Below are 26830 nucleotides of genomic sequence, written 5' to 3' on the forward strand. Positions count from 1 at the left end.
CTTGACTGGTAGACGAGCGGGGCACGACGAGGTCAGGCGGGCCACTGCTGATCACCCTGGAATTCCTGATCGCCGCCTGGTGAGCCCCGCCGTCAGCGGTGCACGACGGTGTAGACGTCCCGCCGGCGAAGCCCGTACCCGGTGGCAACCTCGCTGATCGCGTCCCGGCGGGACATACCGGCGGCCTCGCGCTCGGCCACCGCGGCGCGCAGCGCGTCGTCGTCGGGCCGCTCGGCCGGGGTGGCCGGCGCGCCGGCCACCACCAGGGTGATCTCGCCGCGCGGTTCACCCTCGGCGGCCCAGTCGGCCAGCTCACCGAGCGGCCGGCGGACGACCTCCTCGTACGTCTTGGTCAGCTCGCGGCAGAGCGCGGCGGGGCGGTCGGCGCCGAACGCCGCGGCCAGGTCGGCCAGCGCGCCGGTGATCCGGTGCGGCGCCTCGAAGAACACCAGCGTGCGCTCCTCGGCGGCGAGCGCCCGCAGCCGGGACCGGCGGGTCCCGGGCGAGCGGGGCAGGAAGCCCTCGAAGCAGAACCGGTCGCAGGGCAGGCCGGACAGGGCCAGCGCGGTGGTGACCGCGCTCGGCCCGGGGGCGGCGGTGACCGGCACGCCAGCGTCGAGGGCGGCCCGGACCAGCCGGTAGCCGGGGTCGGAGACGCTGGGCATCCCGCCGTCGGTGACCAGCGCGACCACGTACCCGGCGGTGAGCACCTCGGCCAGCTCGGGGGTGCGCCGTTCCTCGTTGCCCTCGAAGTAGGAGACGATCCGGCCGGGGACGGTGACGTCGAGGTCGCGGGCCAGCCGGGTGAGCCGGCGGGTGTCCTCGGCGGCGACCACGTCGGCGGTGGCGAGCACCTCCCGGAACCGGGCCGAGGCGTCGGCGGGGTTGCCCAGCGGCGCGCCGAGCAGGATCAGGCGCCCAACCTCGGACATTTCACCCACGGAGTGTGCTCCTTCATCGACAGCGGTGCCAATCTCGGCGACGACCGACGCCACCGGGCACCTTCGCAGCCTACGATCGCCGGGTGACGAGTGCGGCGACAGCACAGAGCGCGAACGCGGACCGGCCCGAGCAGGTGACCTCACCGGCCGGTGACGGTGGCATCCCGGCGGTGGTCCGCCGCCGGCTCGCCACCGTCGAGGCCCGGCTGGACGTGAACTCGTGGATCGCCACCGCCGTGGTGGTGGCGATCGCCGCGGTGCTGCGCCTGCTCGGGCTGAGCGGTCCCAAGGGCAAGATCTTCGACGAGATCTACTACGCCCGGGACGCCTACGGGCTGATCGACAAGGGCGTCGAGTGGAACTACAAGGACAACGGCCCGTCGTACGTGGTCCACCCGCCGCTGGGCAAGTGGCTGATCGGGCTCGGCGAGTGGGCCTTCGGCTACCAGGACCAGGAGCTCAACATCTCCGTCCCGGGCCACCTGTTCACCACCGCCCCGGAGTTCGGCTGGCGGATCGCGGCGGCGCTCGCCGGCATCGTCTCGGTGCTCATGCTGACCCGGATCGCGCGGCGCATGTTCCGCTCCACCACGCTGGGCTGCGCCGCCGGCCTGCTGCTCGCGCTGGACGGCTTCCACCTGGTGCTCTCCCGTACCGCGCTGCTCGACATCTTCCTGCTGCTGTTCGTGCTGGCCGCCTTCGGCGCGCTGGTCCTGGACCGGGACGCCCGGCGGCGGCGCTGGAGCCGGGCCCTGGCGGCCGGGTTGGACCCGACCACGCCCGGGCGGGCCGGGCGGCCGGCCGGTGGCTGGCGGACCTGGCCGTGGTGGCGGCTGGTCGCCGGGGTGCTGCTCGGCTGCGCCTGCGCGGTGAAGTGGAGCGCGGTCTACTTCGTGCCGGCGTTCGGGCTGCTGGTGCTGCTCTGGGAGGTCGGTGTCCGCCGTTCCGCCGGAGTACGCCGCCCGTGGCGCGACGCGCTCCTGGACGAACTGCCCTGGCTGGTGCTCGCCGGGCTGCTGATCGTCGGGACGTACCTGGCCACCTGGTCGGGCTGGCTGCTCACCGACGACGGCTACTACCGGCTGGCGTCCCGCTACCCGAACACTCCCGGGCTCAGCGACACCCCGATCATCGGGGCGCTGAACAACCTGTTCCAATATCACAAGGCGGCGTTCGACTTCCACACCGACCTGGAGACGCCGCACAAGTACCAGTCCTGGCCATGGCAGTGGCTGCTGCTCGGCCGGCCCGTCGCCTTCTACTGGTCCGGCGACGGCGCCTGCGGCGCCCCGAGCTGCGCCTCGGAGATCCTGCTGCTCGGCACGCCGCTGCTCTGGTGGTCGTTCCTGCCCGCCCTGGCGGCGCTGGCCTGGCTGGGCCTGGCCCGGCGGGACTGGCGGGCCGGGGCGATCCTGCTCACCGTCGCCACCGGCCTGCTGCCCTGGTTCTGGTTCGCCCTCGACGGCCGGACGATGTTCTCCTTCTACGCCGCCCCGGTGCTGCCGTTCCTGGTGCTGGCCGTGGTCTACGTCCTCGGCGCGATCGTCACACCGACCGTCCCGGACGGCCCCGCGCCGGCCGACCCCGAGGAGGCGGCGGAGCGGGGTGCCGACCGGCGGATGGTGGGCGGCGTGATCGTGGGCGCGTACGTGCTGCTGGTGGCGCTCTGCTTCGCGTACTTCTATCCGATCTTCGTGGGCCACGTGCTGCCGTACGACGACTGGTCGGCCCGGATGTGGCTGGACGGGCGCTGGATCTGATCCGCGCCCCTCGTCGGCCCGTCGCCCGCCGTGGCTTCCCGGCCGGCCTCCGGGGACACCGCGGGCTCGCTACCGCCCATGCCCGCCGGGTCCGGGCGGCGGGATGGCCGCCGAGCCGCTGATTCGTTCACGTCATCAGTTCCAAAGGGCGCGACAGAGGTCCCACCGGGATCGGCGGCGTGGAGGAATTGCGCGCGCCGGAGCACGGGAGGCGGAACAGCCGACCAGCCGGGCGGAGGGACCCGGTTCGCCGGCACATCGGGCGGGCGAACACCGGGAGAAATAGGGCACGCCCCGATCGCCTGCCACGGGGGAAGCGGGCGATTGGGGCGCGCAAGAAGAGCTTAACCACGTTGCGGCACCGGCACAACGGGACGAGTTGAGTCAGATTCCCGACGGATGCATGGGGGCGCAAAAGGTTTACATTGGGTCGGTCCGTACCGTTTCGTGCCCGATCATGAGGAACCGGGACGCGCGCGAAGAGGCACGGCACCGAGGGGCCGGGCGCGGACGCCGCGGGAACGACCGCGCCGGTGCGGTCAGGACGTCAGCGCCCCCTCGGCACCCAGCCGATGAACCGGTCCCGCAGCAACGAGCCGGGTGACCCGGGCAGGTCCACGCTCGCCGCGGCCAGGCAGGAGCCCAGATAGACGCTGAGCGAGGCGCGGTCCACCTTGTACTCCGCGAGCAGCCGGGTCCGCTTCGTCGCGCACGGCCATTCGTCGCCGCAGGAGCCGCAGGTCCAGCCCGGCGTCACCGGGACGTGCTCGTCGGGGCGTGACCGCGGGGGTTCCGCACGACCGGTCATCGTCACTTCCTCTCCAGTTGTTCCGACGGGTGGCCGTGCACGGCGACCCCTCGGGCCCCGTGACGGACGTGATCCGGTCGGCTCCCCAGCGACGCTCTTACAGCGCCGCGCCACGCTCCGGCGTTACGTCATTGCGGTACGTTCACCAGCCATGGCCGTGATTGACCTTCCCGTCGACCGGGTGCTGGCCTGGCGGGCGACCCGGCAACTGCTGGACCGCCCGGCCGGCGCCGAGACCGACACCGTGGTCGGCCGGCTGGTCGGGGTGCAGGCGCAGCTGGCCTCCGCCGCCGCGCAGGCCGTCGCCGCCCGGCAGCCCACCTCGCAACGGGGTACGACGGCCGCCGCGCTCGCCGCCGGCGCGCTGGCGAAGACCTGGGCGATGCGCGGCACCCTGCACCTGCTGCGCACCGTGGACGCCCCGTCCTGCCTGTCCCTGCTGGCCGCCGGCCGGTTCTGGGAGAAGGGCTCCTGGCAGCGCAGCTTTGTCACGGTCGGCCAGCTCGACGCGATCGCCGAGGCGGCGGTGTCCGCGCTGGACGGTCGGATCCTCGGCCGCGAGCAGCTCACCGCCGAGATCGTGGCCCGCACCGGGGACGCCACGCTCGCCGGGCACCTGACCTCCGGCTGGGGCGCGGTGCTCAAGCCGCTGGCCTGGCAGGGGCTGCTGGTGCACGGGCCGGCCGACGGCAACCGGGTCACCTTCACCCGCCCCGACACCCTGCTGCCCGACTGGCCCGGGCTGCCCGACCCGGACACAGCGGCGGACCGGGTCGTCCCGGCCTACCTCGGGGCGTACGGGCCGGCGGACGCGGAGACCTTCGACCAGTGGCTGAGCCGGGGCGGGTGGAAGCGGCCGATGCTGCGCGGCTGGTTCCGGCGACTGGTCGAGGCGGGCGAGCTGGTCGAGGTGACCGTGGACGGCCGGCCGGCGTACGCCCGGGCCGGCGACGTCGAGGAGATCGCCGCCGCCGAGCCCACCGACGAGGTACGCCTGCTGCCCGCCTTCGACCAGTGGGTGCTCGGGCCGGGCACGAAGGATCCGACGGTGGTGCCACCGGCGCGCCGTTCGGACGTGAGCCGGGCCGCCGGGTGGATCGCGCCGGTGGTGGTGCACCGAGGCCGGGTGGTCGGCACCTGGGAGGCCCGTGACGGCGAGCCGGAGGTGACACTCTGGCCCGAGTCGCCGCCGGTGCCGGCCGAGCGGCTCGACGCCGAGCGGGAGCGGCTGCGGTCGTACCTGAAAGGGGTGGGTGATGCGTGACCTGCTGCCACCGACGGTCGTGGTGGTCGAGGCCGGGCCGCCGGACTGGGTGGGCGATCTGCTCCCCGAGGAAGCGGCGGGGCTCGGCGAACGCGCGGTGGAGAGCCGGCGGCGGGACTTCACCGCCGGCCGGGTCTGCGCCCGGCGGGCGATGGCCGCGCTCGGGATGCCGGCCGCGCCGCTGGTCGCGGCCGGCGACCGCTCCCCGGTCTGGCCGGCCGGCGTGGTCGGCACCATCACCCACACCCGCGGCTACTGCGCCGCTGCGGTCGCCCGCCGCACGGAGGTCCGGTCGGTGGGCATGGACGCCGAGCGGCACAAGGAACTCAGCCCGGGGGTACGCCGGCTGATCCTGCGGCCCGAGGAGGAGGAGCGGCTGGCCCGGCTGCCCGGCGGTGTCGGCTGGCCGGTCGTGGTGTTCAGCGCCAAGGAGACCGTCTACAAGGTCTGGCACCCGGTGGTGGGGTCCTGGTTGGACTTCCAGGACGCCGCCGTGGACCTCGACCCGGACGCCGGCACGTTCACCGCGCGGATCAACCCGGAGCGGGTCGCGGCGGCGGCGGTGGCCGACCCGCCGTCGGTGGTCACCGGCCGGTTCGTGGTGGCCGGCGACCTGGTCCGGACGGCGGCGGTGCTGCCCCTTCGCTGACCCGGTTGCGCGCACCCGTCCCGCAGTACCCCGCCGACCCGACCGCGCCGCTGCCGCCGGTCTCGGGCGCGCCGCAGAACCCGTACGCGCCCCAGCCGCCGGTGTCGGGCGCGCCGTACCCGCCGGTCGCCGGCGGCGGCTACCCGCCCGCGTCGGCTGGGCCGTACCCGCCGGCGCCGGGCGCGCCGGTGCCGCCGGGCTACCCGATGGGCGCGCCCCAGGCGCCGAAGTCGAAGCAAAAGCCGTGGATCATCGTCGGCGCCGTGGTGGCGGTGCTGCTGCTCTGCTGCGGCGGTGTGGTCGCGGCGGCGGTGGCGAGGCGGCCGGCTCCTGGAAGCCGTGACGTCCGGCCTGTGAACGGGCCGGCCCTCTGGCGGGGGCCGGCCCGACAGGATTCGCGGAGGTCCGTTCGGTGACGTCTTCTTCCAGGCGGATGACGGCTTCTGGTGGCTGGACACCCCTGCCGTCCGTTGGTCCAGTCTGATCCGTCAACGTGCGTCCGTGATCAGCACCGGTCCGGGCTCGGCCGTTTCGCGACCTGCACGTTCGCCCAGGAAGTTGCACCTTGGCAAACTGATTGATGCGCGCCGATACTGACGAAAGCGTTCGTCAGGAGGACGACTTCGACTGACCCGCGGCGCTCCTCCCGACGGCGACTCACGGGGCCACCACCCATCTGGTCCTATCACTCCCGAGGAGGAGACCGTGAGGATCAAACGCAGTCCATCCCGTCGTCAGATCGCCCGATCCGCCCAGCTGCTCGCCGTAACCGTCGGCATGGTCGCCACCACCGCCTTTGCCCTGCCGACCGCCGTGTCGGCGTCCCCTCAGGACTACAGCGCCAGCCAGCTCTCCGAGGTGAGCGACGCGGTGCAACGGTCGGGCGTCGAGGGCATCGCATGGCATGTGGACGAGGGAGCCGACCACGTCCTTGTGACGGCCGACAGCAGCGTCTCCCGGGCAGAGATCGCGAAGATCAGGCAGAGTGCAGGCGCCAACGCCGGTGCGATTCGGGTCGAGCGCGCCCCCGGTGTCTTCACCCCGCTGCTGTCCGCCGGTGATGCCATCTACGGCGGCCAGTATCGTTGCTCGCTCGGCTTCAACGTCGTCAGCGGCAGCACCTACTACTTCCTCACCGCCGGGCACTGCGGGGACGTGGCCAACACCTGGTACACCAACTCCAGCCACACCACTCTCATCGGCCCGACCATCGGCTCCAGCTACCCTGGCAACGACTACGCGCTGGTCCGCTACGACAACACCTCGCTCAGCCACCCTGGCGGGTTCACAGTCGCGGACGCCTATGTCGGGGAGTCGGTCAAGCGCACCGGGTCGACCACGGGCACCCACAGTGGAACCGTCACCGCACTCAACGTCTCAGTCCGCTACGTCGGCAAGGGCGGCGGCACCGTCAGTGGCATGATCCGGACCAACGTGTGCGCTGAGCCCGGCGACTCCGGCGGCGCACTCTACGACGGCTCCAAGGCGCTCGGCATCACCTCCGGCGGCAGCGGCGACTGCAAGTCCGGCGGCACAACCTTCTACCAGCCTGTTCGCGAAGCGGCCAACGCGTACAACGTGACCGTGTACTGATCCACCCGGCGCGCCCGGCCGAGAGGCCGCCTCTCTCGGCCGGGCCGCCCCGGGGTCTGCTTCATGTCTGCACCCTTGGCAACTTGCGTAGCTACCAAGATGCGGGCCAGTGCTCCGCCCTTCAGGGCGGGGTTGAAGGCCCGCGCGGGAGGGCCGTCTGGGCCCGAGCGTGCTCTAACCTGGCCGGTTCTGCTGCTCGATGTACTGGCGCAGGACAGTCAGGGGTGCGCCGCCGACGGACCCGGCGAAGTACGAGGCTGACCAGAGCCGGTTGGCCTGGTAGTAGTGGCGAACGAGATCGGGGAACTCCTGACGCATCCGCCGGGACGATACGCCCTTGAGGCTGTTGACCAGCCGCGCCAGCGCCACCTTGGGCGGGAAGTTGACCAGCAGGTGCACGTGCTCGCCTTCGCCGTTGAACTCGACCAGCTCGCACTCGAAGTCGGCGCACACCGACCGCATGATCTCCTCCAGCCGCACCAGGTGCCGGTCACCAAATACGCGGTGCCGGAACTTCGTCACGAAGACCAAGTGGGCATGCAGCGCGAAAACGCAATGCCTGCCAGTACGTACGCTTGAGGCCTCAGTCATAGACCAACGCTAGTCTGTCCGATGTGCAGCTCCGGTACAACTACCGCGTCTACCCGACGCTCGTCCAGCAGCAATCGCTGGCGCGGGCGTTCGGGTGCGCGCGGGTGGTGTTCAACGACGCGCTGCGCGCACGACAGGAAGCCCGGGAGCAGGGCCTGCCCTACATCGCCGACGGGGACCTGTCCAAGCAGGTGATCACCGAGGCGAAGACGACGCCGGAGCGGGCGTGGCTGGGCGAGGTGTCGGCGGTGGTGCTTCAGCAGGCCCTCGCCGATCTGAACCTCGCGTACCGCAACTTCTTCGCATCCCGGTCCGGGAAGCGGAAGGGCCGCAAGGTGGCCCCGCCGCGGTTCCGGTCGCGCAAGGACAACCGGCAGGCCATCCGGTTCACCGCCAACGCCCGATTCAAGGTGATGGACAACGGTCGGCTGCGGCTGCCGAAGATCGGTGATCTGGCGGTGCGGTGGTCGCGGGCGCTGCCCGCTCCACCGAGCTCGGTGACGGTCGTCAAGGACGCAGCGGGCCGGTACTTCGCCTCGTTCGTCGTCCAGGCCGCCGACGAGCCGCTGCCGCCGGCCGACGCCGAGGTGGGCATCGACCTGGGTCTGACCCACTTCGCGGTCCTGTCCGACGGCACGAAGGTGGCGGCGCCGCAATTCCTGCGCCGAGCCGCCCGCAAGCTGCGCCGACTCCAGCAGGACCTGTCCCGCAAGCAGCGGGGCAGCAACAACCGCAAGAAGGCCGTCGTCAAGGTGGCGAAGGCGCACGCCCGGGTGGCTGACACCCGGCGAGACTGGCAGCACAAGCTCTCGGCCCAGATCATCCGCGACAACCAAGCGGTGTACGTCGAGGACCTGTGTGTTACCGGCCTCGCCCGGACCCGCCTGGCGAAGTCGGTGCACGACGCCGGCTGGGCCGGCTTCACCGCGATGCTGGAGTACAAGGCCGCCCGGTACGGGCGCACCTTCGCAAAGATCGACCGGTTCGCGCCCACGTCGCAGACGTGCTCGGTGTGCAGCCGGCCCGACGGACCCAAGCCGCTGAACGTCCGGTCGTGGACCTGCCCGTGCGGTGCGGTTCACGACCGGGACGTCAACGCGGCCATCAACGTGCTCGCGGCGGGACGCGCCGAGAGCCTAAACGCCTGTGGAGCGCAGGTAAGACCGGCACCCGTGCCGGCACCACGCCGGGAAGCAGGAATCCGCCCGCGCGCTGCGCGCTGTTCCGCGCGCAGCGCGGAGGGAATCCCCGTCCTCTAGGGCGGGGAGAACGTCAATCGTAGCTGCACCCCCGCCGCTCAAACGCCTCGGTGAGCAGCTCGGGAGCTGACCGGGGTTTTCACCCGCGGACCGGCGGGGACGCGGGTCCGGAGGGGCGGACAGCACCCCGGTCCGCCAAAACGGCAGGGAGGCGACATGAGCTCCACCGAAAGGGCCAAGGACAAGGTCGAGCGGGTGGCCGGCGCCGCCAGGGCGCGAATGGGCGATATGACCCAGGACGAGCGGTCGCGGGCGGAGCGGGTGATGCAGCGGGATGAGACCCGGGGCAGGCAGCCCGGCGAGCACGTCCAGGAGGACGCGCGGGATGCGCGGGAGAGCTTCACCAGCTGACCCGGCACGACGCGGCGCCCTCGGTCCGCGGGTCGGGGGCGCTGCCGTGGAGCCGTCGCTGTAGTGGAACTTCTCGTCGCCGGGCCGCAGGATGCTCATCGGGTCCAGCCGAGGAACCGGTAGTGCAGGTGGCCGGCGGGGACGTGGGCCAGCTCCTGGGCCGCGTCGACGAGCTGTACGGCCAGCCTTGTGCCAGGACGCACAGACGGTGTTGATCACGACGCCGGGACGTTCCGCTTGATGCGAATAGTGAGATCATTGGAATCGTGGATCTTGCAGCCATCGCGCCGTACCGCCCGCGCCCCGTCCGGCTGCTGGGCATCGAACGGCGAGCCGGTAGGCATGCCGTCCGGTCACCGGGTGCGGAGGTGGAGCATCGGTGAATCCGAATAGAGCGACCCCACGGATCGTGCAGACAGAGGATCTCGCCGGCTTCACATCTGGCCAGCTCATGGACGTGATGAAGGCCTTCATGGTGATCCTGGCCCTGCCCCACTCGGCCGCTGGCCACGTCGACGCACTCGTCGTACCCACCGGCCAGGGAGAGGAGTGGCGTCACACTCATGCGATCCGCGGCTGGGAGGCCAACCGAGACATCAGGTACCTGCTGGTAGCAAATGGGAACCCGGCCGAAGACACTTACATCGAGATCACGCTCGACTACTTGCGCAGTCTCGGCCTCCGCCGCCTTCGTGGGGTCTACCTCCAGGCCGAACCGGCCCCCAACACCGGCCTACAAGGCGCATGGATCGCCGGCCAGGTCGAAGACCTCGGCATCACCAGCCTCGCCCTCACCGTCTCCTCATACCACCTGCCTCGCGTCTACCTCACAGTCCTCAAAGCGCTCAGCCAGAGCGGGATCCGCATCCCCCTCATCCCGGACCCAGTGACTATCTCTCCCGACGCAGCCATCCCAGAAACGCAAGCCACCGCCTACGACCTGCTCCCCGGGGAAGCGGAACGCATCCTCACGTACATGAACAAGGAATGGGTCGCCACGCTCGAGGAACTGCAGGAGTACCTGCGGTGGCTATGGAGCCGTCACAAGCCCCTCCTCACCAAGACTCCGGCCTGAAACCGCAGCACGCCGTGGGCCGATCACGGTATTTTCCGCTCAATCGCTCCTGGAACCAGTCAAGCCATGGGGCGGTGGCGACCCCGAGGTAGACGTAGAAGAGGGAAGTGTCACCCCAGCTGCCCGCGAATCCCTGGAACTCGACGACCGCGGCATGGCCGGCATCGGAGATCCGGCGAAAGGTGCCGTGCGACCGTTTGAATCCGTGCCCTCGTAGCACCGGCCCGACCTGCTTGGCGATCATGTTCCGGTATGCCTGCCGCACCGGCGCTCCATGCGGAAGATCGTATTGGGGGAAAGAAGTCGAATCGGGAGGGCGCGCAGGGGTTGCTGCACTCCGTTGCTGTACAAGATCGAAAAAGGCCGTCTCCGACTAGCGGAAACAGCCTTTGACCTGGGGTGGAGTTGAGGGGATTCGAACCCCTGACCCCCTCGATGCGAACGAGGTGCGCTACCGGACTGCGCCACAACCCCTCCGCCGGCGGACCGGCTTCGGTCCCACCCGGCTTTCACCGGGCGGGCCGACGACAAGGCTAACAGACCCCTCTCCCCCGAGCGAACCGCCCCACCGGCCCACCCCTTCCTCCGCCGATCTTGCAGGTGTGGTTCGGACGAACAGGACGAAGGACGCAGAACGAGGGCCGCAACTGCAAGATCGCCGGGGGATGGAGGGGCGTGCGTGGGTCAGGCGGTGTGGGGGCCGCGGCCGGACTGGTACGGGCGTCCACGGAGCCCGCCCGTCCGTCGGTAGGAAACCGAGCCGCCGCCGCTGGCCGCCGGCGGGAGGTCGGTGGGGCGGTCGAGGCCCATCGCGGAGCGGCGTACCGCCTCGCGCTGGGCCGCCAGGCGGCGCTGCGCCTCCCGGCGGGCCGCCTGCCGACGGGCCTGCTCCCGCCGCACCTCGGCCTGCCGGGCGGCCAGCCAGGCCACCTCCCGGGCCTGGATCCGCCGCCGCCGGCGCTCCGTCAGGGCGCGCCCCCGCAGGTGTACGACGTACGCCACGAGCAGGGTCGCGGTGACCGAGAAGCCGATCCAAAACCCGGGGCTGACCACGATCACGCCGACCAGCTCGACGAAGTTGAGCAGCAGCAGCGCGGCCAGCACCCGGCGCCGGCGGTAGACGGCCGGGGTGTGGTGCCGGTGGGACGGCGGTCGGCGGCGCGCCCTGCGAGGGGCGGGCGGCACGGCGCGCAGCCGGCCGGAGCGGCGTACCGGCGCGGGCGGCGCGGAGACCGGGGCGCCCAGGCCACCCGTGGTCGAGTCCTCGCTGAGTGTGACGACGAGGGCGCGGGACGGGTTGACCGGCCGGCGGCCCGGGACAGTACGAGCCCGTCGGCGGCGCTGGAGCACCCGCGCCGTCGACTGCGCCCGCTCCGCCACCAGCCGCTCGGTGGCGTCGTACCGGCGGACCAGCGCCGGAGCGAGGGCGAGCAGGCCGGCGGCGGCGAGGACGGCGAGGAGCACCGACGTCGGCACCCTCACCCCTCCCGTCACCGAATTCGGGGCAACCGCCGGAGTGCCGCAGGATCTTCCCCGGATGGTCGTCCACGGCGCAGATCCTGCGGGCGAGCAGCGCTTGCCACAGCTTGCAGTTACTTGAGGTTACGGGCCGCCGACCGGGATGCCGGCACGCCGCGCCGATCCCGTCCGCGGGACGGCTCACCCGCCGGCGTGGCGTACCCGGTGCCAGCGGGCCAGCAGACCGCCCTCGGCGGCCACTTCCTCGCTGGTCATCGCATATCCGATGTGGTCGCGCCAGGCACCGTCGATGTGCATGTAGCGCACGTGGTACGCCTCCTCGCGGAAGCCCAGCTTCTCCACCACCCTCCGGGAGGGACGGTTCTCCGGCCGGATGTTGACCTCCACCCGGTGCAGCCCGCCCGGCCCGAACGCGTGGTCCACGGCGAGCGCCATCGCGGTCGGGATCACCCCGCGACCGGCCACCCGGGAGTCCACCCAGTACCCGACGTACCCGGAGCAGTACGCCCGCCGGACGATGCTGCCCAGGTTGATGTGCCCGACCAGCCGGTCCCGGCCGTCCTCGCGCAGGCAGACCGCGAACGGCATCCCCTCACCGGTACGCGCCGACCGCCGCTGGTCGCGGTGCACGTAGCGGAACGCGGCCGGCGAGTTCGTCTCGTCCCAGCCGCCCGGCAGGTGCGACTCCCACGGTGACAGCCAGGCCCGGTTGGCGCGCCGCACCGCCGACCAGGCCGCCGCGTCGGACCGCCGGTACGGCCGCAGCACCACCGGACCGTCCACCAACACCACCGGCCAGCCCGGCGCCCGCCCGAATCCGAACAGGCTCACCGGCGCCGATCCAGCAACAAGACGTCCACCGTGGAGCCGGCGGCGGCGGCGGTGACCCGCTCGCCGAGCACCATCAGCCCGTTCGCCTCGGCCAGCCCGGAGAGGGTGAACGGCCCGCCCGGCAGAGGCTGGACGGTGTAGCCGCCGCCGCGCCGCTCGGCCACGTGCGCGGGCCGGAACTCGCGCAGCCCGCTTGGCGACGAGATGGTCTCCAGCAGGTGCGCCCGGACGCTGGGCCGGAACACCGGCTCGGCGCCGGCCAGCAGTTGGATCGCCGGCCGGGCCAGCACCTCGAAGCCGATCAGCGCCGCGCCGGGCTCACCGGGAAGACACACCACCGGCACCTCCTCGGCGCCGACCGTACCGAATCCGAGCGCGGTGCCGGGATAGAGCGCCACGTCAGTGAAGGTGACCGGCCCGGCCCGGCCACCCTCCCTCCTGGACAGGATCCGGCGCACCATGTCCCCCGGCCCGGTGCCGGTGCCGCCGGTGGTGACGATCAGGTCGGCGCGCAGCGTCTGGTCCTCCAGCAGGCCGCGCAGCCCATCCGGGTCGTCGTCGCAGATGCCCACCCGGTACGCCAGCGCGCCCACCTCGGCCGCCGCGGCGGTCAGCGCGTGCGAGTTGGCGTCCACCACCTGGCCCGGCTGGCTGCCCCGGCCCACGTCGACCAGTTCGTCGCCGGTGGCCACAATGACCACCCGGGGGCTGGGCCGGACCACCACGTGCCCGATCCCGGTGGCGGCGAAGACGGCGACCAGCGCCGGCGAGACGTACGTGCCGGCGCTGGCGAGCAGGGTGCCGGCCGGCAGCTCCTCGCCGGCCCGGCGGACCCCGTACCCCCGCTTGGGGGTGCGGAAGATCTCCACCGCGGCCATGCCCTGGTCGGTCCACTCCACCGGCACCACGACGTCCGCGGCGACCGGCAGCGGCGCCCCGGCGGCCACCGAGAAGCACGAGCCCGGGGTGAGCCGGACCGGTCGCCAGCTCGCCGCGCCGAGGTCACCGACCACGTTGAGCCGCACGGTACGGCCGCCCGGCCCCCCGGAGGGGACGGGGCCGTACCCGACGAGGTCCTCCCAGCGCGCGGCGTACCCGTCCACGGCCGCCTGGTCGAAGGCGGGGAACGAGTGCGGGGCGACGACGTCCTCGGCGAGGACGTTGCCGTACGCCTGGGTGAGGTCGAGGTCGAGCGGAGGCAGCGCGCGTAACCTGCGCAGCACGCTGCCCAGGTAGTCGGCGAGCGGCGTCAACTCGTTCGCGGCCGCCTCGGCGTCGGCCGTAGCGGTCATGTACCGGAGCCGCCCGCCGCGTCGGAGTTGACGAACTCGGCCAGCCACTTGCGGAACTCCCCGCCGAGGTCGTCCCGCTCGGCGGCGATCTGCACCACCGTCTGCAGGTAGCCCAGCGGCATGCCGGTGTCGTAGCGGGTGCCCCGGTAGACGATCGCGTGCACCGGCACGCCCTCGGTGCGCAGCAGCTCCATCGCGTCGGTCAGCTGGATCTCGCCGCCGCTGCCCGGCTCCGTCCGCCGGATCGCGTCGAAGATCCGGCCCGGCAGCACGTACCTGCCGAGGACGGCCAGGTTGCTCGGGGCGTCCTCCGGCTTGGGCTTCTCCACCATGCCGGTGACCTTGACGACCTCGCCGATGTCGGTCAGCTCGGACTCGGCCGGCTCCACCGAGGCGATGCCGTACCGCTTGGTGTCGGCCGGGTCGACCTCGAAGAAGGCCAGCACCACGCCGCCGGTGCGCGCCTGCAGCTCCAGCATCGCCGGCAGCAGCGGCTCGGACGGCTTGACGAACTCGTCGCCGAGCAGCACCGCGAAGGGCTGGTCGCCGACGTGCGACTCGGCGTACCCGACGGCGTGGCCGAGGCCGAGCTGCTCGGGCTGCCGGCAGGTGTAGATCTCGGCCAGCTCGCTCGGGCGGCGTACCGCGTCGAGCGTCTTCTGGTCGCCCTTGGCCTCCAGTCGGGCCTCCAGGTCGGGACGGCGGTCGAAGTGGTCCACCATCGAGGTCTTACCCCGTCCGGTGATCAGCAGAACGTCACCGATGCCGGCCTGGGTGGCCTCCTCGACGATGTACTGCAGGACCGGCCGGTCGACGACCGGCAGCAGCTCCTTGGGCACCGCCTTGGTGGCCGGCAGGAACCGGGTGGCCAGGCCGGCGGCCGGGATGACGGCCTTGACCGCACGGGTACGGCCGGTCGCGGCGGGCGTTGAGGAGTTCGCTGAGTGCTCCGACATGCCGCGAGACTATCGGCCACGGCTCTGCCGTGGCGGGTGAGGACCGGAAGACGCGCCGCCCGGCTGCGTCACACCGGCGGCGTGCCCGCCGCTGGATCGCTCGGCCGCCGGCCCGCCGCGCGGCAGCCCGTCGTCCGGGCCGGCCACCCCGGCCGGTACGGCGATCTCCTCCACCACCGGCGCGGTCCGCTCCCCGGTCACCCGGTACCCGTCGCGTCCGGCGGCCTTGGCCGCGTACAGCGCCTCGTCCGCCGCGTCCAGCACCTCCTGGCCGCTGCTGGCGTGGTCGGGGTAGACGGCGATGCCGATGGAGACGGTCACCGGGACCGCCACCAGCCCCTCGGCGTGCCCGTCCACCGTGATCGGCGTGTCCCGGACCGCCGCGCCGAGCCGCTCGGCGACGATCGCCGCGCCCCGGGCGTCGGTCTCCGGCAGCAGCACCACGAACTCCTCGCCGCCCTGCCGGAAGGCGAGGTCGACCTCGCGGATCTCGCCGCGTACCCGGCGGGCGAACTCGGCGAGCACCGCGTCGCCGGCCGTGTGGCCGTACGTGTCGTTGACGTTCTTGAAGCGGTCCAGGTCGAGGGCGAGGATGCTGAGCATCCGGCCGAACCGGTTGGCCCGTTCCACCTCGCGGCGCAACGATTCGCGGAGGTAGCGGTAGTTCCACAGGCCGGTGAGCGGGTCGGTCAACGACAGCCGCTGGGCCTCCTCGTGCACCCGGACGTTCTCCACCGCCACCGCCGCGTGCCCGGCGAAGGTGCGCAGGGTGACCAGGTCGTCGTCGTCGAACTCGTCGGCGCCCAGCCGGTCGTAGAGGGCCAGCACCCCGACCGCCGGGTCACGGCCGGCCGGGTCACGGCCGGCCGGGTCGCCGCCGGCCGCACCGCCGGGCGCGGTGAAGGGCACCGCGATGTACGACTCGCAGGGCGGTTCGCCGTCCGGCGGGGCGGTCGGCTCGCCGTCGGACGGGGCGCCGGGGTCGACCCGGCCGCGTCGCGGCTCCCCGGTGGCCGCCACCGCCCCGACCACCCCGGCACCGACCGGCACCCGCAGGGCGTCCGGCGCCCACCCGGCCGGCCAGCGCCCGTCGAGTCCCTCGGCGCACTGCCCGACCAGCATCCCGGTCGGGTCGAGCAGCAGCACCGCGCCGGCCCGGGCCCCGGTCGCCGCGATGGCGCTGTGCAGGATCACCCGCAGGATGCGTTGCAGGTCGTGGGTGGAGGCCAGGGTGTCGCCGAGCACCGCGAGATGGCCCCGGAGCTGGTCGCGGCTGCTGGTCAGCGCGGTCACGTAGCTGGCGGTCTCCCGGGTCATCCGGTTGAACGCCCCGGCCAGCCGGCCGATCTCGTCCCGGCTGCGGACCGGCACCCGGGCGGTCAGGTCCCCCCGGGCGACCCGGTCCACCGCGGCGGCCAGCTCGACCAACGGCCGGGTGGTGACCCGGGCCAGCCGCCAGGCGGCCAGCACGGCCAGCACCGCGGCGAGCAGCACCGCGCCGAGCAGCACCGCGGGCAGCCCGGGCGGTCGTTCGCCGGGGACGGAGAGGACCAGCGGCAGCGGCTGCCCGGAGGTCGGGTCGAGCCGCCGCACGTACCGGCCGTCGGGGGTCTCGGTGACCCGGCCGCCGTCGGCCGTGCCGGCGGCGGCCAGCACCGCCTCGCGTACCTGCCTGGACTCGGTGGTGTGGGTGACCCGGCCGGGGGCGGGACCGGCGTCGAGCAGGGTGACCGCGACGCCGGTGGCGGCGGCCAGCCGGGCCACGAACGCCGGGTCGACGACCTGGGCGGCGACGACCGTGCCGAGCGCCGCGCCGGCCGGGTCCCGCAGGTCGACCCGGGCGCTGAGCGCCCGCACCGGGCCGTCGGCGGAACGGCCCGCCGAACAGTCCTGCCAGGGTGTGGGCGGCGCGCCGGGGGTGGCGTACGTGGTCACGCCGGTCACGTCGGTGACCAGCACGGCCGCGGCGAGCCCCCGGCTGACCACCTGGCCGGCCGCGGCGGCCCGGGCGGCCGCGTCGGTGCGCAGCGCGACCGCGTCGGCGGCGGCCCGCAGCTGCTGGCAGAGCGCGTCAACGGAGGTGCGCACGGCGGAGGCGGCCAGCCCGAGCCGTTCGGTGGAGCGGCTGCGGTCGACCGCCGCCAGGGTGGTGCCGACGAAGACCGCCCCGAGCAGCACCGGGCCGAGCACCACCGCGAGGAAGGCTGCCGTCAACCGCCCGCGTAGCGTCAACGCTTCCCCCTGGGAGTTCCGCGCCCGTTCCTGCGATGCTGACACAGAGCTACCGGGAGACAAGCGTTGCGTCAGGAGTGTTGCGTGCCGGATTTTTCTGATGGAGCGGAAGTGACGCATGAGGCGAAACGCGAGGCGCGGGTCGCGCTGCTCGCCCGCCGTCGGGCGCTGACCGGGCCGCGCCGGGCCGCCGCCGCGGCGCGCGTCCAGGCCGAGCTGGCCGATCTGGTACGCCGGCTGCGTCCGCTCCGGATGACGGCGTACGTGCCGGTCGGCTCGGAGCCGGGCGGCCCGGAGCTGCCCGAGGTGCTCCGCGCGGCGCTGCCCGCCGGGGCCGAGCTGCTGCTCCCGGTGCTCCGCGACGACCTGGACCTGGACTGGGCCGGGTACGCCGGGCCGGGCTCGCTGGTGGCGGCGGGGCGCGGGCTGCGCGAGCCGGACGGGCCTCGACGGGGCCGGGAGGCGGTCGCCGGGGCGGAGCTGCTGGTGGTGCCGGCGCTGGCGGTGGACCGGCTCGGGCGGCGGCTGGGCCGGGGCGGCGGCTCGTACGACCGGGCTCTGGCCCGGGTCCCGGCGTCAGCGCTCACCGTGGCGCTGCTGCACGACGGTGAGCTGGTGGAGGCGCTCCCCGCCGAGCCGCACGACTGTCCGGTCCGCGCGGTGGTCACCCCGTCGGACGGCCTGCGTACGCTCTCCGACGCGCCCGGTGTCGATCGCCACACGTCCGCTGGACGAACCCGGGTCCGATGACGCACCATTGGCACTCGAATACGACGAGTGCCAATCGGCCGTGCCAGATCCGGAGGAGAACGTGCCCACCTACCAGTACGCCTGCACCGCGTGCGGCCACCAGCTCGAGGCGGTGCAGTCCTTCTCTGACGAGCCGCTGACCGAGTGCCCCACGTGCGAGGGGCGGCTGCGCAAGGTCTTCAACTCGGTCGGCATCGTGTTCAAGGGCTCCGGCTTCTACCGCACCGACTCCCGCTCCTCGGGCTCGGACGACGGCAGCAGCGGGTCCGCCAAGCCTGCGGCAAAGTCGGAGAGCTCGTCCTCCGGGAGCGACTCGTCGTCGAGCACGTCGTCCGGTTCGTCCGGCAGCGCCTCCGGCTCGTCCAACGGCGGCTCGTCGAACGGCGGGTCCGCCAAGGCCCCAGCCACCAGTTCGTCCGGCAGCTCCGCCGCCTCCTGATCCTGCTCCACCGAACGCCCCTGCCGCCCGTGGCCGCAGGGGCGTTCGGCGTTCCGGCCGGTCGGATCGTCCCCGGCTTCACGCGCCGACCCGTCGAAGGCTCCCCTCCGGCAGCGTCCGGGGCCCTCGCCGTCCGCCCCATAGCGCATCCGGACCCTCGTCGGCGGTTGTCCACAGGCCCGGTGGTTGTCCACAGGCGCGGCTCGACGCCCGCCGTAGCGGTCGCTGCCCACCTAGCCTGCTGAGCCGGGGGGCACCGGTCACGGCGCCCGGCGCGGACGGCGGAGGTGGTGGGTGTCATGACGGCCGGTGACCCGGACGGTGCGCGTTCCCTTCGGCCGGTGCGCTGGCCCCGCCGGCCGGGCGGCGGCACGCTGCTGCGGGCGGGGCTGGTCGCCGCGCTGCTCGGTCTCGCGGTGATCGTCCTGGACACGCCGGCCGGCTGTCCCGGGTCGGCGATCCCGGCGTCCGGCCCGTCCCCCGAAGCCACCCGGGGATCGGCGCCCGCGGGCCGGTCGGCGGACGGAAGCGCGCCGTCCGGCGTGGTCATGCCGCCGGGTGGGGCCGGGCCGCCGGGTGCGGGGCGGCCGGCGGCGCTGCCGCTGCCGAGCGGTGCGGTGGGCGTACCGGTGCGGCTGGCCGAGCCCGCCGCGCTCGCGGTGCTCCGGCCCGGGGCCAGGGTCGACCTGCTGGTCGTGCCGGCGGGGCGGACGGCCACCGAGGCCGGCCTGCTGGCCTCCGGCGCGCTGGTGCTCGACGTGGTGGGCGGGGACGCCAGCGACGGCTCCTCGGCCCTCTACCTGGCGCTCCGGCCGGACCAGGCGCACCGCGCGGTCGGCCAGCCGGAGGGGAGCCGCTTCGCCGTGGTGGTCCGCGGCTGACCTCGCCCACCCCGACCGCGGTGGTCAGTCCCAGTGCGGGGGGCGCTCGGCGAGCAGCCAGTCGTCGTTGCCGCCGCCGCGCTCGCCCCAGCCGTTGTCGGTGTCGTCGACCGTCTGCTCGGGCAGCACCACGAAGTCGTCGCTGAGGTCGACAGCGCGGTCGTCGTCGCCGCGCACGCCCTGCGGGCCCGGGTTCTCGGTGCTCACGAGCGGCAAGACTATCCCAGCCCCGAGCCACCCCGCCGGCACCGCTGCACGTGGCGGCGCCACTCCTGCGCGAACCCGGCACGGCGACGGCCGGATCGACCATCGTCGCGTCGGACGGCCGCGCGCCGGCGGCGTTGGTAGCGTCGGACGGCGTGACGACGCCCAGCGGTACCAGCCCGGAGGACGACTACTGGCGACAGCCGCCTGAGGACACCAGGCCGGCCACCCCGGCCACCGATCCGACGCCCGGACCGGGGACCGGTGGCACACCGACGCCCTCACCGGGAACCGGCAGCACACCGACGCCCGCACTGGGGACCGGCGGCACGCCGCCGACCGGACCCGCCGTCGGCGGCGAGCGCGGGCCGACGGCCGCGCCGACGTCGCTGTCACCGTGGGCGGCTCCGACCGGCGTACCCCCGGCACCGGCGCCCGGCCCCGCGGCGCCTCGACCGGGCGGCGGCTATGCCGGGCCGCCGCCGACCACCCCGCCGCCGGCCGGCTGGCGGCCCCCGGTGCACCTGCAGCCCACGGCGCCGCGCGCCCTGCCCCCGCAGGACATGGACGCGATGGACGCGGCGGAGCAGCGGGCCCAGCGGCTCACCTACAGCGTCGGCGCGGTCGCCGGGGCGGTGCTGCTGGTCCTGCTCTGCCTGCTCTGCTCCCGGGCGATCTTCTGAGCCCGGCCCGCCAGAGCGGGCCGGGCAGGCCGACCGAGCCGGGCGGCGGGGCCGCGGGTCAGAGGATGTTGCCCCAGACCAGTTGCGCGCCACTGTCCCCGGTCAGGTAGGCGTAGATCAGCGCGAAGAGCGCCAGCACCACGATGATCCCGGTGAGCAGCCAGCCGGCCCAGGAGGGCAGCCACGCGGGCCGGATCCGACCGCCGGTCACCGCCAGCAGCAGGAGGGCCGCCACGCCGAGCCCGACGGTGATCCAGAGCAGCGTCTCGCCGTGCTCGGCATGCTCATTGATCTTGGCCAGCTGCTCGGGCGGATAGCCCTGTGCCGCCAGGGCCTCCTCCAACGCCTCACCGGACTCCTTCGCCACGAAGGCGGCGATCGGAGCCACCACCGCGAGGATGGCGACCGCCCAGTCGAGCCGGGGCCGCCAACGGGGCGCCAGCGCGTACACCGTGGCCAGCAGCGCCAGCAGCGGAACGAACACCACGACGGCATGGACGATCAGGGGATGGAACGGCAGGCCTTCGATTTCCTTGAACACCGGCACCTCCGCGCATGGATGCGGTTCCGCAACGAACAGCGTAAGACGACAGCGTGTAGCAACACGCCGATCTGGTACACGCGGCGCGGTACCGGACGGTTCAACCGGCACCACCTGGGCTGTGTCCGGGGCCACCTGCCACCGGGTCCGCTTGTCGGCCCGGTGACGCCGTGCTGTCATTGCCTCATGTCCAGTGGGGAGGAACTGCTCCGGTCGAGGGGCCTGCGGGTCACCCGACCGCGGCTCGCCGTGCTGGGCGTCCTGGCCGGCGGGGGCCACCTGGAGGTCGACGAGATCACCCGCCGGGTCCGCGAACGCCTCGACTCGGTCTCCACCCAGGCCGTGTACGACGTCCTCGGCGCACTCTCCCGGGCCGACCTGGCCCGCCGGATCGAGCCGGCCGGCAGCCCCGCCCGCTACGAGGCGCGGGCCGGCGACAACCACCACCACGTGGTCTGCCGGGGCTGCGGCGAGATCGCCGACATCGACTGCGCCGTCGGTCGCGCCCCCTGCCTGGACCCGAACATCGCCCACGGCTTCGAGGTCGACGAGGCGGAAGTGACCTTCTGGGGCCTCTGCCCCACCTGCCAGGCCCGCCGCTCCGCCGACGACTGAGCCGGGACGGGCGGGCCGGCCGGCCGCGCCCGTGGCACTCTTGGTCGGTGGACTCCGACGACCTCGGCCTCTTCGGTCCCGGCTCGGTCACCTGGAAGGTGCACGACGAACCGGTCCTGATCGTCGCCGGCCTGCGCTCGCTCTACCTCCAGGCGCTGCATCCCCGGGCGATGGCCGGGGTGGCGCAGAACAGCAGGTACAAGTCCGACGCCTGGGGCCGGCTGGTCCGCACCGCCACCTACGTCGGCACGGTCATCTACGGGACAACCGCCGAGGCGGAGGCCGCCGGTCGCCGGCTGCGCGCCCTGCACGGCCGGATGCGCGCCACCGACCCGTTCACCGGCGAGGAGTTCCGGGTCGACGAGCCGGACCTGCTGCGCTGGGTGCACGTCACCGAGGTCGAGTCGTTCGTCAGCACCGCCCGCCGGGCCGGGCTGCCGCTGACCGACGCCGAGGTGGACGGCTACTACGCCGAGCAGCGGCGGGCCGCCGCGCTGGCCGGGCTGGACCCGGCCGACGTGCCCGGCAGCGCCGCCGAGGTGGCCGACTACTACCGGGCGGTCCGCCCCGAGCTGCGGATGACCAGGGAGGCGGCCGAAACCGCCCTGTTCCTGACCGCCCCGCCGCTCCCGTGGAAGGTCAGCCTGCCGGCCCGGGTGGGCCTGAATCTCGGGCCGCCCCGCTGGGCGTACCTAGGGGTCGCCGGCACCGCGCTCGGGCTGCTGCCGCCCTGGGCGCTGCGGTTGTACGGCGGCCTGGGGCTGCCCACCACCGCGCTCTCCGCTGACCTGAGCGTCCGCGCGTTGCGCCTCGCCCTGGCGGCGCTGCCTCGCAACTGGCGGGAGGGTCCGATGCAGCAGGCGGCCAAGGAACGCGCGGCCCGTCTCACCGCGACCGCCGCCTGAGCCCGGGCAACCCGCCCCGACCACGCCGCGGATCGTCCCGGCCGGCCATCCGGCGAAGGCCGGCGACCCGGGCCGTCAGGGAACGCCGATCACTCGCTGGTCGGCACGGCCGGGCGGTCCATCGCCGCCCACGGGTCCCGCCCCGGCGTCTGCGCGCCGGTCGGGCAGCTGCGGCGGTAGTCGCACCAGCCGCAGCGCGGCCCTGCCACGGTCGGGAACGCCTCGTCCGGGTCGGCGCCGTCGGCGACCGCCCGCTCGGCGGCCATGATGTCCCGCGCGGTGTCCTCGGCCCGGGACAGCTGCCGGGCCAGCGACTCCTCCGTGTGGTCGTGCGCGGCGACCGTCCCGGTCGGCAGGTGGTGCAGCTCGACCCGGCGGCACGGCCGGCGGAAAGTCCGCTCGGCGGCGTACGCGTAGAGCGCGAGCGCCTGCGAGCCACGGGCGTCGTCACCGTCCAGTCCGGTCCTGCCGGTCTTGTAGTCGACGATGACCAGCTCTGGCCCGCTCGGGCCGGGGCGGGAGTCGATCCGGTCGGCCCGGCCGTTGAAGGCCAGCACCGCGGTCTTCACCGCGACCACCCGCTCCACGCCGAGCGGGTCCGCCCCCGGCTCCAGCGTCTCGACATACGCCTCCAGCCAGCCCAGCGCCCGCCGGTAGGCCTCCCGCTCCTGCTCGTCGTCGCGGTAGCCCTCGCGCACCCAGGTGCCCTTGAGCAGCCCGGCGAGGGCCTCCGGCCGGCGCCGCTCGGCGGGCAGCGCATACCAGTTCTTCAGAGCGGTGTGCACGCTGGCGCCGAGCGAGTTGTGCGCCCACGGGGGCCCCTTCGGCGGGGCGGGCCGGTCGACGTAGGAGTAGCGGTAGCGGCGCGGGCAGTCCTCGTACGCGCCGAGTTTGCTCGGGGTGCAGACGAACAGCCGCTCCGGCATCCCGTCGAAGCCGAGCTGCTCGGGCTGGCCGGCACGGGGGCGGGGCGCGCCCGCGGATCGTCGCACGGTCCGATCCTGCCACCCCGGTACGACAGATTCGCGCCGGGAGGAGTCAGGCCATGTTCACGTACTGGGTGACGAAGGCGGCCACCGCGTCGGCGATCAGCTGCACCGCGATCGCGGCCAGCAGCAGACCGGCGATCCGGGTCAGCACCTCGATGCCACCGGGTCGCAGGATCTTGACGATCCCGCCGGAGAAGCGCAGCACGATCCAGACCGCCACCATCACCGCGACGATCGCGACGGCGATGGCGGAGTAGTCGCCGAACCCGTCGGCCTGCTGCACGAAGAGCATGGTGGCCACGATGGCACCGGGCCCGGCCAGCAGCGGGGTGCCCAGCGGCACCAGGGCGATGTTGGAGGTGGCCTGCTGGCTGGGGTCGTCGGCCTTGCCGGTCAGCAGCTCCAGCGCGACCAGCACCAGCAGCAGGCCGCCGGCGGCCTGCAGCGCCGGCAGGTCCACGTGCAGGTAGGCGAGGAGCGTCTGACCGGCCACCGCGAAGATCACGATCACACCGAGCGCCAGGGCGACCGCCTGCCACGCGGCCCGGTTGCGGTCCCGGGCGGCCAGTGGCCCGGTCAGGGCGAGGAAGATGGGCATCATGCCCGGCGGGTCGGTGATCACCAGCAGGGTCACGAAGACCTCACCGAAAAGCTTGAGATCCACCGGGTAACGGTATCCGCGCCGCCAGGAACCCAAACGCGGATCAGCCGGAAGCGACCGGTGTCACCCCGGCCGCGACGATCCGCTCGTACGCCTCGGGGGCGGTGGTATGGGCGCCCAGCCGGACGGTCTTGTGCGTGCCGTGGAAGTCCGAGGAGCCGGTGACCAGCAGGCCCAGCTCGACGGCGAGCGCGCGGACGTGCGCGGCCTCGGCCGGCGAGTGGTCCTCGTGGTCGGCCTCCAGGCCGGCCAGCCCCGCCGCGGCCAGCTCGACGATCAGCTCGTCCGGCACGATCCGTCCCCGCCGGGTCGCCCGTGGGTGGGCGAACACCGGTACGCCCCCGGCCGCGCGCACCAGCGCGACCGCCCGGAACACGTCGATGTCCTCCTTGGGCAGCCGGTACCGCTCGCCCAGCCAGTCCGGCCCGAACGCCTCGGTGGTGGTGGCGACCAGACCGGCCCGGATCATCGCCGCCGCGATGTGCGGGCGGCCGACCGTCCCGCCGCCGGCCGCGGAGATGATCTCCGGCCAGCTGATGTCGATCCCATCGGCATTCAACAGCCGCACGATCCGTTCCCCGCGTACCTCCCGGGCCGCCCGCACCCGGGCCAGCTCGGCGACGAGGTCCGGGTGGTCCGGGTCGAAGAGGTACGCGAGCAGGTGCAGCGGCACCGCCGGCTCCACCCCGTGCCAGCGGCAGGAGATCTCCGCTCCCCGGACCAGCGTCAGGCCAGGCGGCAGCGCGGCGACCGCGGCGTCCCAGCCGGCCGTGGTGTCGTGGTCGGTGATCGCGACGACGTCCAGCCCGGCCTCGACGGCGGCCCGGACCAGCTCGGCCGGGCTGAGCGTGCCGTCGCTCGCGGTGGAGTGGGTGTGCAGGTCGATCACCGGACGCGGGGTCATCGCCCGACGCTACCGGGCCGGCCGGGCGCGGCCCGCCGGTACGCCCGGTCAGGACGCCCCGGTCACCACCACCGGACGGCCGCCGGAGCCGACGTCCACCAGGGTCGAGGAGGCGCGTTCCCCGGCCAGCACCCGGTCAGGACGCAGCCGGGCCAGGGCGCCCCCGCGGTCGACGTAGGCGGCGCTCGCCGAGCCGGTCCACGCCACGTCGCCGGTGATCAGCGGCCCCGCCGGCCAGGCGGTCGGCGTCGCGCCGCCCAGGTCGACCAGGAGCGCGCCGTCCGACGTGCCGGCCCGCCCGTTCGCCAGCAGCCAGCGCCCGTCCGCGGAGACCGCGCCCCGCCCGTCGGCGGCCAGGGCCGGACCGCAGCGGGTGGTGACCGGGGCCAGGTCCGGGGAGAGCAGCGCCGGGCACGACCCGCGCGGGTCGCCGGTGCGGACCAGGCCGACGAGCCGACCGTCGGGCCGTACGCCGTAGACGTCGAGGACATCCGGGTCGCTGCCGTTCGGCGCCGTCCCCGGCGACGGCCGCCACAGGGCGTACCCGCCGCGTCGGGGGTCGGAGCGCACCAGCACCCGGTCGCCGACGAACCGGACCGGCGCCACGCCGGCCGGGGCGGACGCCCGGACCGTGGCGACGAGCTGGTTGGCGACGACGCCGGCGGCGAAGAGCTGGTCGCCGTCGCGCCAGGCCACCTGCCGCCCGTCCGACGCGAGGGCGATCTCCTCGGCGCCGGCGAGCAGCGCCCTCGGGGCGCCGCCGGTCGGCACGACCCAGAGGGTACGGCCGGCCGCGGTGGACGCGCCCGCCACCAGCCAGCCGCCGTCGTCAGGTAGCCGCTGGGCCCGCTCGGCCGGGTCGACGCCCAGCTCGTAGCGTTTCCCCTCGGTGATCAGGGCGCCGCCCACGATCAGGTCCACCGCGCCGTCGGCCGGCCGGGCCGGCGGGGTGGGCGCGACCGGCCAGGCGGACATGCCGGACTCCTCGCGCGGGTCGCCGAGCACCACGGTGGGGGTGGTGGGGCGTCCGGCCTGGCCGCCCAGCTGCACCATCCCACCGGTGACCCCGGCCGTGGCGACCCCGGCCAGGGCCAGCCCGGCGAGCGCCGTCCGGCGCCGTGCCCGGCGGGCCCGCCGGATGGCCACTCCCGCCGGATCGGCGACCGGCGGCGGGGGTACGGCGACCCGGCGGGAGAGCGTCTCCCGCAGCGCCCGCTCCAGGTCGTCCTGCGTCACAGCGAATGAACGCTCGGGACCCTCGGTCCGGTTGTCCGGCGTGGTGGAGTTCATCGGCTCTCCGCCGGGACGGCCGTGCTCGGCGCCGGGCCGGCCGGTCGGGGGCGTACCACCGGCGCGGCCGGTCGCCGGGCCGGCGCGGCGGCGGTCGTGGCGGCGCCCGCTGTCCTGGCGGCCCCGGCTGTGGTGGTGCCACTGGTGCCGGCGGTCCTGGGGGTGCCGGCGGTCCCGGCCCGGCGGCGTGGCCCGGCGCCGTCGGGCACGCCGCCCGCCGCGGCCGGCGCGGGCCGGCCCGGAGCGGGGGTACGGGTCGGCGCCGCCTCCTGCTCCTCGGGCAGGTCGAGCATGGCCTGACCGCCCAGCCGGCGGCGCAGCGTGGCGAGGGCGCGGGAGGACTGGCTCTTCACCGTGCCCGGCGAGATCTCCAGCAGCGCGGCGGTCTGCGCCTCCGACATGTCCTCGTAGAACCGGAGGACCAGCACCGCCCGTTGCCGCGCGGGCAGCGCCTTCAGGTGGCGCCAGAGCGCGTCCCGGTCGAGCTGCTGCTCGATCTCGTCGACCCCGGCCCGCTCGGGCAGCACCTCGGTCGGCCGTTCACCGTGCCACCGCCGCCGCCACCAACTGGTCGACGTGTTGACCATTACCCGCCGGGCGTACGGCTCGATCGCGTCGATCCCGCCGAGCCGCTTCCAGGCGAGGTAGGTCTTGGTGAGCGCGGTCTGCAGCAGGTCCTCGGCGGTGGCCCAGTCCCCGGCCAGCAGGTACGCGGTGCGGAGCAGGGCGCCGGAGCGGGCCGCGACGAACTCACGGAACTCCTCCTCCAGTGGATCCCTGTCGCCCACCGCTCACCTCCACCCCGTCCTGCCTGGCAGGGTGCCACGGCCGAGGGCGTCCGGTCGACGGCAGATGGTGCGCTGTTCATCCGATGAACGGACGAAAAG

At 74.0% G+C, this 26830-nt stretch carries 30 protein-coding genes and 1 tRNA gene; 13 read left to right on the forward strand and 18 right to left on the reverse strand.

Going from position 1 to position 26830, the window contains the following annotated elements:
- Positions 1–92 precede the first annotated feature (92 nt).
- Positions 93–932: a 16S rRNA (cytidine(1402)-2'-O)-methyltransferase gene (gene rsmI / locus ACLQ2U_RS08765; protein WP_425750145.1), complete on the reverse strand. Its 840-nt coding sequence runs from the start codon at positions 930–932 to the stop codon at positions 93–95.
- 92 nt (positions 933–1024) lie between these two features.
- On the opposite strand from rsmI, the gene ACLQ2U_RS08770 reads away from it, so the two are divergent.
- Positions 1025–2701, forward strand: a complete 1677-nt coding sequence (locus tag ACLQ2U_RS08770) for a dolichyl-phosphate-mannose--protein mannosyltransferase (protein WP_425750042.1) — start codon at positions 1025–1027, stop codon at positions 2699–2701.
- Between the two features lie 547 nt (positions 2702–3248).
- Here ACLQ2U_RS08770 and ACLQ2U_RS08775 read toward each other — a convergent pair.
- Complete coding sequence (locus tag ACLQ2U_RS08775) at positions 3249–3509, reverse strand: hypothetical protein (RefSeq protein ID WP_425750043.1); 261 nt, start codon at positions 3507–3509, stop codon at positions 3249–3251.
- 151 nt (positions 3510–3660) lie between these two features.
- Here ACLQ2U_RS08775 and ACLQ2U_RS08780 point away from each other — a divergent pair, with 151 nt between their 5' ends.
- The 4 genes from ACLQ2U_RS08780 to ACLQ2U_RS08795 all read left to right on the forward strand — a co-directional run bounded on the left by ACLQ2U_RS08780 (position 3661) and on the right by ACLQ2U_RS08795 (position 7015).
- Positions 3661–4773 carry a DNA glycosylase AlkZ-like family protein gene (locus ACLQ2U_RS08780; RefSeq protein ID WP_425750044.1) on the forward strand — a complete coding sequence of 371 codons (1113 nt, stop codon included), beginning with the start codon at positions 3661–3663 and terminating at the stop codon, positions 4771–4773.
- Complete coding sequence (locus tag ACLQ2U_RS08785) at positions 4766–5422, forward strand: 4'-phosphopantetheinyl transferase family protein (RefSeq protein ID WP_425750045.1); 657 nt, start codon at positions 4766–4768, stop codon at positions 5420–5422. Before ACLQ2U_RS08780 ends, ACLQ2U_RS08785 begins: the two co-directional genes overlap by 8 nt.
- 5 nt (positions 5423–5427) lie before the next feature.
- Positions 5428–5838: a hypothetical protein gene (locus ACLQ2U_RS08790; RefSeq protein WP_425750046.1), complete on the forward strand. Its 411-nt coding sequence runs from the start codon at positions 5428–5430 to the stop codon at positions 5836–5838.
- A gap of 289 nt (positions 5839–6127) precedes the next feature.
- On the forward strand, positions 6128–7015 hold the full coding sequence (locus tag ACLQ2U_RS08795; protein WP_425750047.1) for a S1 family peptidase: 888 nt from the start codon (positions 6128–6130) through the stop codon (positions 7013–7015).
- A gap of 174 nt (positions 7016–7189) precedes the next feature.
- Here ACLQ2U_RS08795 and tnpA read toward each other — a convergent pair whose 3' ends face one another.
- Positions 7190–7606, reverse strand: coding sequence for an IS200/IS605 family transposase (gene tnpA, locus ACLQ2U_RS08800; protein WP_425750048.1), 417 nt, complete (start codon positions 7604–7606; stop codon positions 7190–7192).
- Positions 7607–7629: 23 nt separating this feature from the next.
- Between tnpA and ACLQ2U_RS08805 the strand changes: the two genes are divergently transcribed.
- From ACLQ2U_RS08805 to ACLQ2U_RS08815, 3 genes are all read left to right on the forward strand, one after another.
- On the forward strand, positions 7630–8865 hold the full coding sequence (locus tag ACLQ2U_RS08805) for an RNA-guided endonuclease InsQ/TnpB family protein (protein WP_425750049.1): 1236 nt from the start codon (positions 7630–7632) through the stop codon (positions 8863–8865).
- Positions 8866–9021: 156 nt separating this feature from the next.
- A complete protein-coding gene (locus ACLQ2U_RS08810; RefSeq protein WP_425750050.1) occupies positions 9022–9216 on the forward strand; it encodes a general stress protein CsbD in 195 nt (64 codons plus the stop codon).
- Positions 9217–9595: 379 nt separating this feature from the next.
- Positions 9596–10291 carry a hypothetical protein gene (locus ACLQ2U_RS08815; RefSeq protein WP_425750051.1) on the forward strand — a complete coding sequence of 232 codons (696 nt, stop codon included), beginning with the start codon at positions 9596–9598 and terminating at the stop codon, positions 10289–10291.
- On the opposite strand, the gene ACLQ2U_RS08820 is transcribed toward ACLQ2U_RS08815, so the two are convergent.
- From ACLQ2U_RS08820 to ACLQ2U_RS08850, 7 genes are all read right to left on the reverse strand, one after another.
- Positions 10272–10556: a DUF4304 domain-containing protein gene (locus ACLQ2U_RS08820; RefSeq protein ID WP_425750052.1), complete on the reverse strand. Its 285-nt coding sequence runs from the start codon at positions 10554–10556 to the stop codon at positions 10272–10274. The genes ACLQ2U_RS08815 and ACLQ2U_RS08820 overlap by 20 nt on opposite strands.
- Positions 10557–10691: 135 nt before the next feature.
- Positions 10692–10765: transfer RNA gene (locus ACLQ2U_RS08825), tRNA-Ala, on the reverse strand.
- A 210-nt stretch (positions 10766–10975) separates the two neighbouring features.
- Entirely contained in the window at positions 10976–11773 is a 798-nt protein-coding gene (locus tag ACLQ2U_RS08830; protein WP_425750053.1) for a hypothetical protein, read from the reverse strand.
- A 177-nt stretch (positions 11774–11950) separates the two neighbouring features.
- Positions 11951–12601, reverse strand: a complete 651-nt coding sequence (locus ACLQ2U_RS08835; RefSeq protein ID WP_425750054.1) for a GNAT family N-acetyltransferase — start codon at positions 12599–12601, stop codon at positions 11951–11953.
- Positions 12598–13893: a gephyrin-like molybdotransferase Glp gene (gene glp / locus ACLQ2U_RS08840; RefSeq protein ID WP_425750055.1), complete on the reverse strand. Its 1296-nt coding sequence runs from the start codon at positions 13891–13893 to the stop codon at positions 12598–12600. Before glp ends, ACLQ2U_RS08835 begins: the two co-directional genes overlap by 4 nt.
- Entirely contained in the window at positions 13890–14849 is a 960-nt protein-coding gene (locus ACLQ2U_RS08845; RefSeq protein ID WP_425750056.1) for a UTP--glucose-1-phosphate uridylyltransferase, read from the reverse strand. The genes glp and ACLQ2U_RS08845 overlap by 4 nt, the downstream gene beginning before the upstream one ends.
- Positions 14850–14858: 9 nt before the next feature.
- Positions 14859–17081: a diguanylate cyclase gene (locus ACLQ2U_RS08850; protein WP_425750057.1), complete on the reverse strand. Its 2223-nt coding sequence runs from the start codon at positions 17079–17081 to the stop codon at positions 14859–14861.
- Positions 17082–17165: 84 nt separating this feature from the next.
- On the opposite strand from ACLQ2U_RS08850, the gene ACLQ2U_RS08855 reads away from it, so the two are divergent.
- Positions 17166–17831: a 5-formyltetrahydrofolate cyclo-ligase gene (locus ACLQ2U_RS08855; protein WP_425750058.1), complete on the forward strand. Its 666-nt coding sequence runs from the start codon at positions 17166–17168 to the stop codon at positions 17829–17831.
- A gap of 216 nt (positions 17832–18047) precedes the next feature.
- Here the strand turns inward: ACLQ2U_RS08855 and ACLQ2U_RS08860 are convergent, their stop codons facing one another.
- On the reverse strand, positions 18048–18281 hold the full coding sequence (locus ACLQ2U_RS08860; protein ID WP_425750153.1) for a hypothetical protein: 234 nt from the start codon (positions 18279–18281) through the stop codon (positions 18048–18050).
- Positions 18282–18569: 288 nt separating this feature from the next.
- On the opposite strand from ACLQ2U_RS08860, the gene ACLQ2U_RS08865 reads away from it, so the two are divergent.
- On the forward strand, positions 18570–19151 hold the full coding sequence (locus ACLQ2U_RS08865; protein WP_425750059.1) for a flagellar biosynthesis protein FlgA: 582 nt from the start codon (positions 18570–18572) through the stop codon (positions 19149–19151).
- A 24-nt stretch (positions 19152–19175) separates the two neighbouring features.
- Here ACLQ2U_RS08865 and ACLQ2U_RS08870 read toward each other — a convergent pair whose 3' ends face one another.
- Entirely contained in the window at positions 19176–19358 is a 183-nt protein-coding gene (locus ACLQ2U_RS08870) for a hypothetical protein (protein ID WP_425750060.1), read from the reverse strand.
- 152 nt (positions 19359–19510) lie between these two features.
- On the opposite strand from ACLQ2U_RS08870, the gene ACLQ2U_RS08875 reads away from it, so the two are divergent.
- A complete protein-coding gene (locus ACLQ2U_RS08875) occupies positions 19511–20038 on the forward strand; it encodes a hypothetical protein (protein WP_425750061.1) in 528 nt (175 codons plus the stop codon).
- A 58-nt stretch (positions 20039–20096) separates the two neighbouring features.
- Here ACLQ2U_RS08875 and ACLQ2U_RS08880 read toward each other — a convergent pair whose 3' ends face one another.
- Entirely contained in the window at positions 20097–20579 is a 483-nt protein-coding gene (locus ACLQ2U_RS08880) for a DUF2231 domain-containing protein (RefSeq protein WP_425750062.1), read from the reverse strand.
- A gap of 186 nt (positions 20580–20765) precedes the next feature.
- On the opposite strand from ACLQ2U_RS08880, the gene ACLQ2U_RS08885 reads away from it, so the two are divergent.
- Together ACLQ2U_RS08885 and ACLQ2U_RS08890 are read left to right on the forward strand one after the other, a co-directional pair.
- A complete protein-coding gene (locus tag ACLQ2U_RS08885) occupies positions 20766–21194 on the forward strand; it encodes a Fur family transcriptional regulator (protein ID WP_425750063.1) in 429 nt (142 codons plus the stop codon).
- A gap of 47 nt (positions 21195–21241) precedes the next feature.
- Entirely contained in the window at positions 21242–22099 is an 858-nt protein-coding gene (locus ACLQ2U_RS08890) for an oxygenase MpaB family protein (RefSeq protein ID WP_425750064.1), read from the forward strand.
- Between the two features lie 89 nt (positions 22100–22188).
- Here ACLQ2U_RS08890 and ACLQ2U_RS08895 read toward each other — a convergent pair whose 3' ends face one another.
- From ACLQ2U_RS08895 to ACLQ2U_RS08915, 5 genes are all read right to left on the reverse strand, one after another.
- A complete protein-coding gene (locus ACLQ2U_RS08895) occupies positions 22189–23025 on the reverse strand; it encodes a RecB family exonuclease (RefSeq protein WP_425750146.1) in 837 nt (278 codons plus the stop codon).
- 112 nt (positions 23026–23137) lie between these two features.
- Positions 23138–23752: a MarC family protein gene (locus ACLQ2U_RS08900; RefSeq protein ID WP_425750065.1), complete on the reverse strand. Its 615-nt coding sequence runs from the start codon at positions 23750–23752 to the stop codon at positions 23138–23140.
- 40 nt (positions 23753–23792) lie between these two features.
- Positions 23793–24653, reverse strand: coding sequence for a PHP domain-containing protein (locus ACLQ2U_RS08905; protein WP_425750066.1), 861 nt, complete (start codon positions 24651–24653; stop codon positions 23793–23795).
- Positions 24654–24701: 48 nt separating this feature from the next.
- Positions 24702–25943, reverse strand: a complete 1242-nt coding sequence (locus tag ACLQ2U_RS08910) for a hypothetical protein (protein ID WP_425750067.1) — start codon at positions 25941–25943, stop codon at positions 24702–24704.
- Positions 25940–26731 carry a SigE family RNA polymerase sigma factor gene (locus ACLQ2U_RS08915; RefSeq protein WP_425750068.1) on the reverse strand — a complete coding sequence of 264 codons (792 nt, stop codon included), beginning with the start codon at positions 26729–26731 and terminating at the stop codon, positions 25940–25942. Before ACLQ2U_RS08915 ends, ACLQ2U_RS08910 begins: the two co-directional genes overlap by 4 nt.
- Positions 26732–26830 lie beyond the last annotated feature (99 nt).

The organism is Micromonospora sp. DT47, from assembly GCF_049844475.1.
GTDB lineage: Bacteria > Actinomycetota > Actinomycetes > Mycobacteriales > Micromonosporaceae > Micromonospora.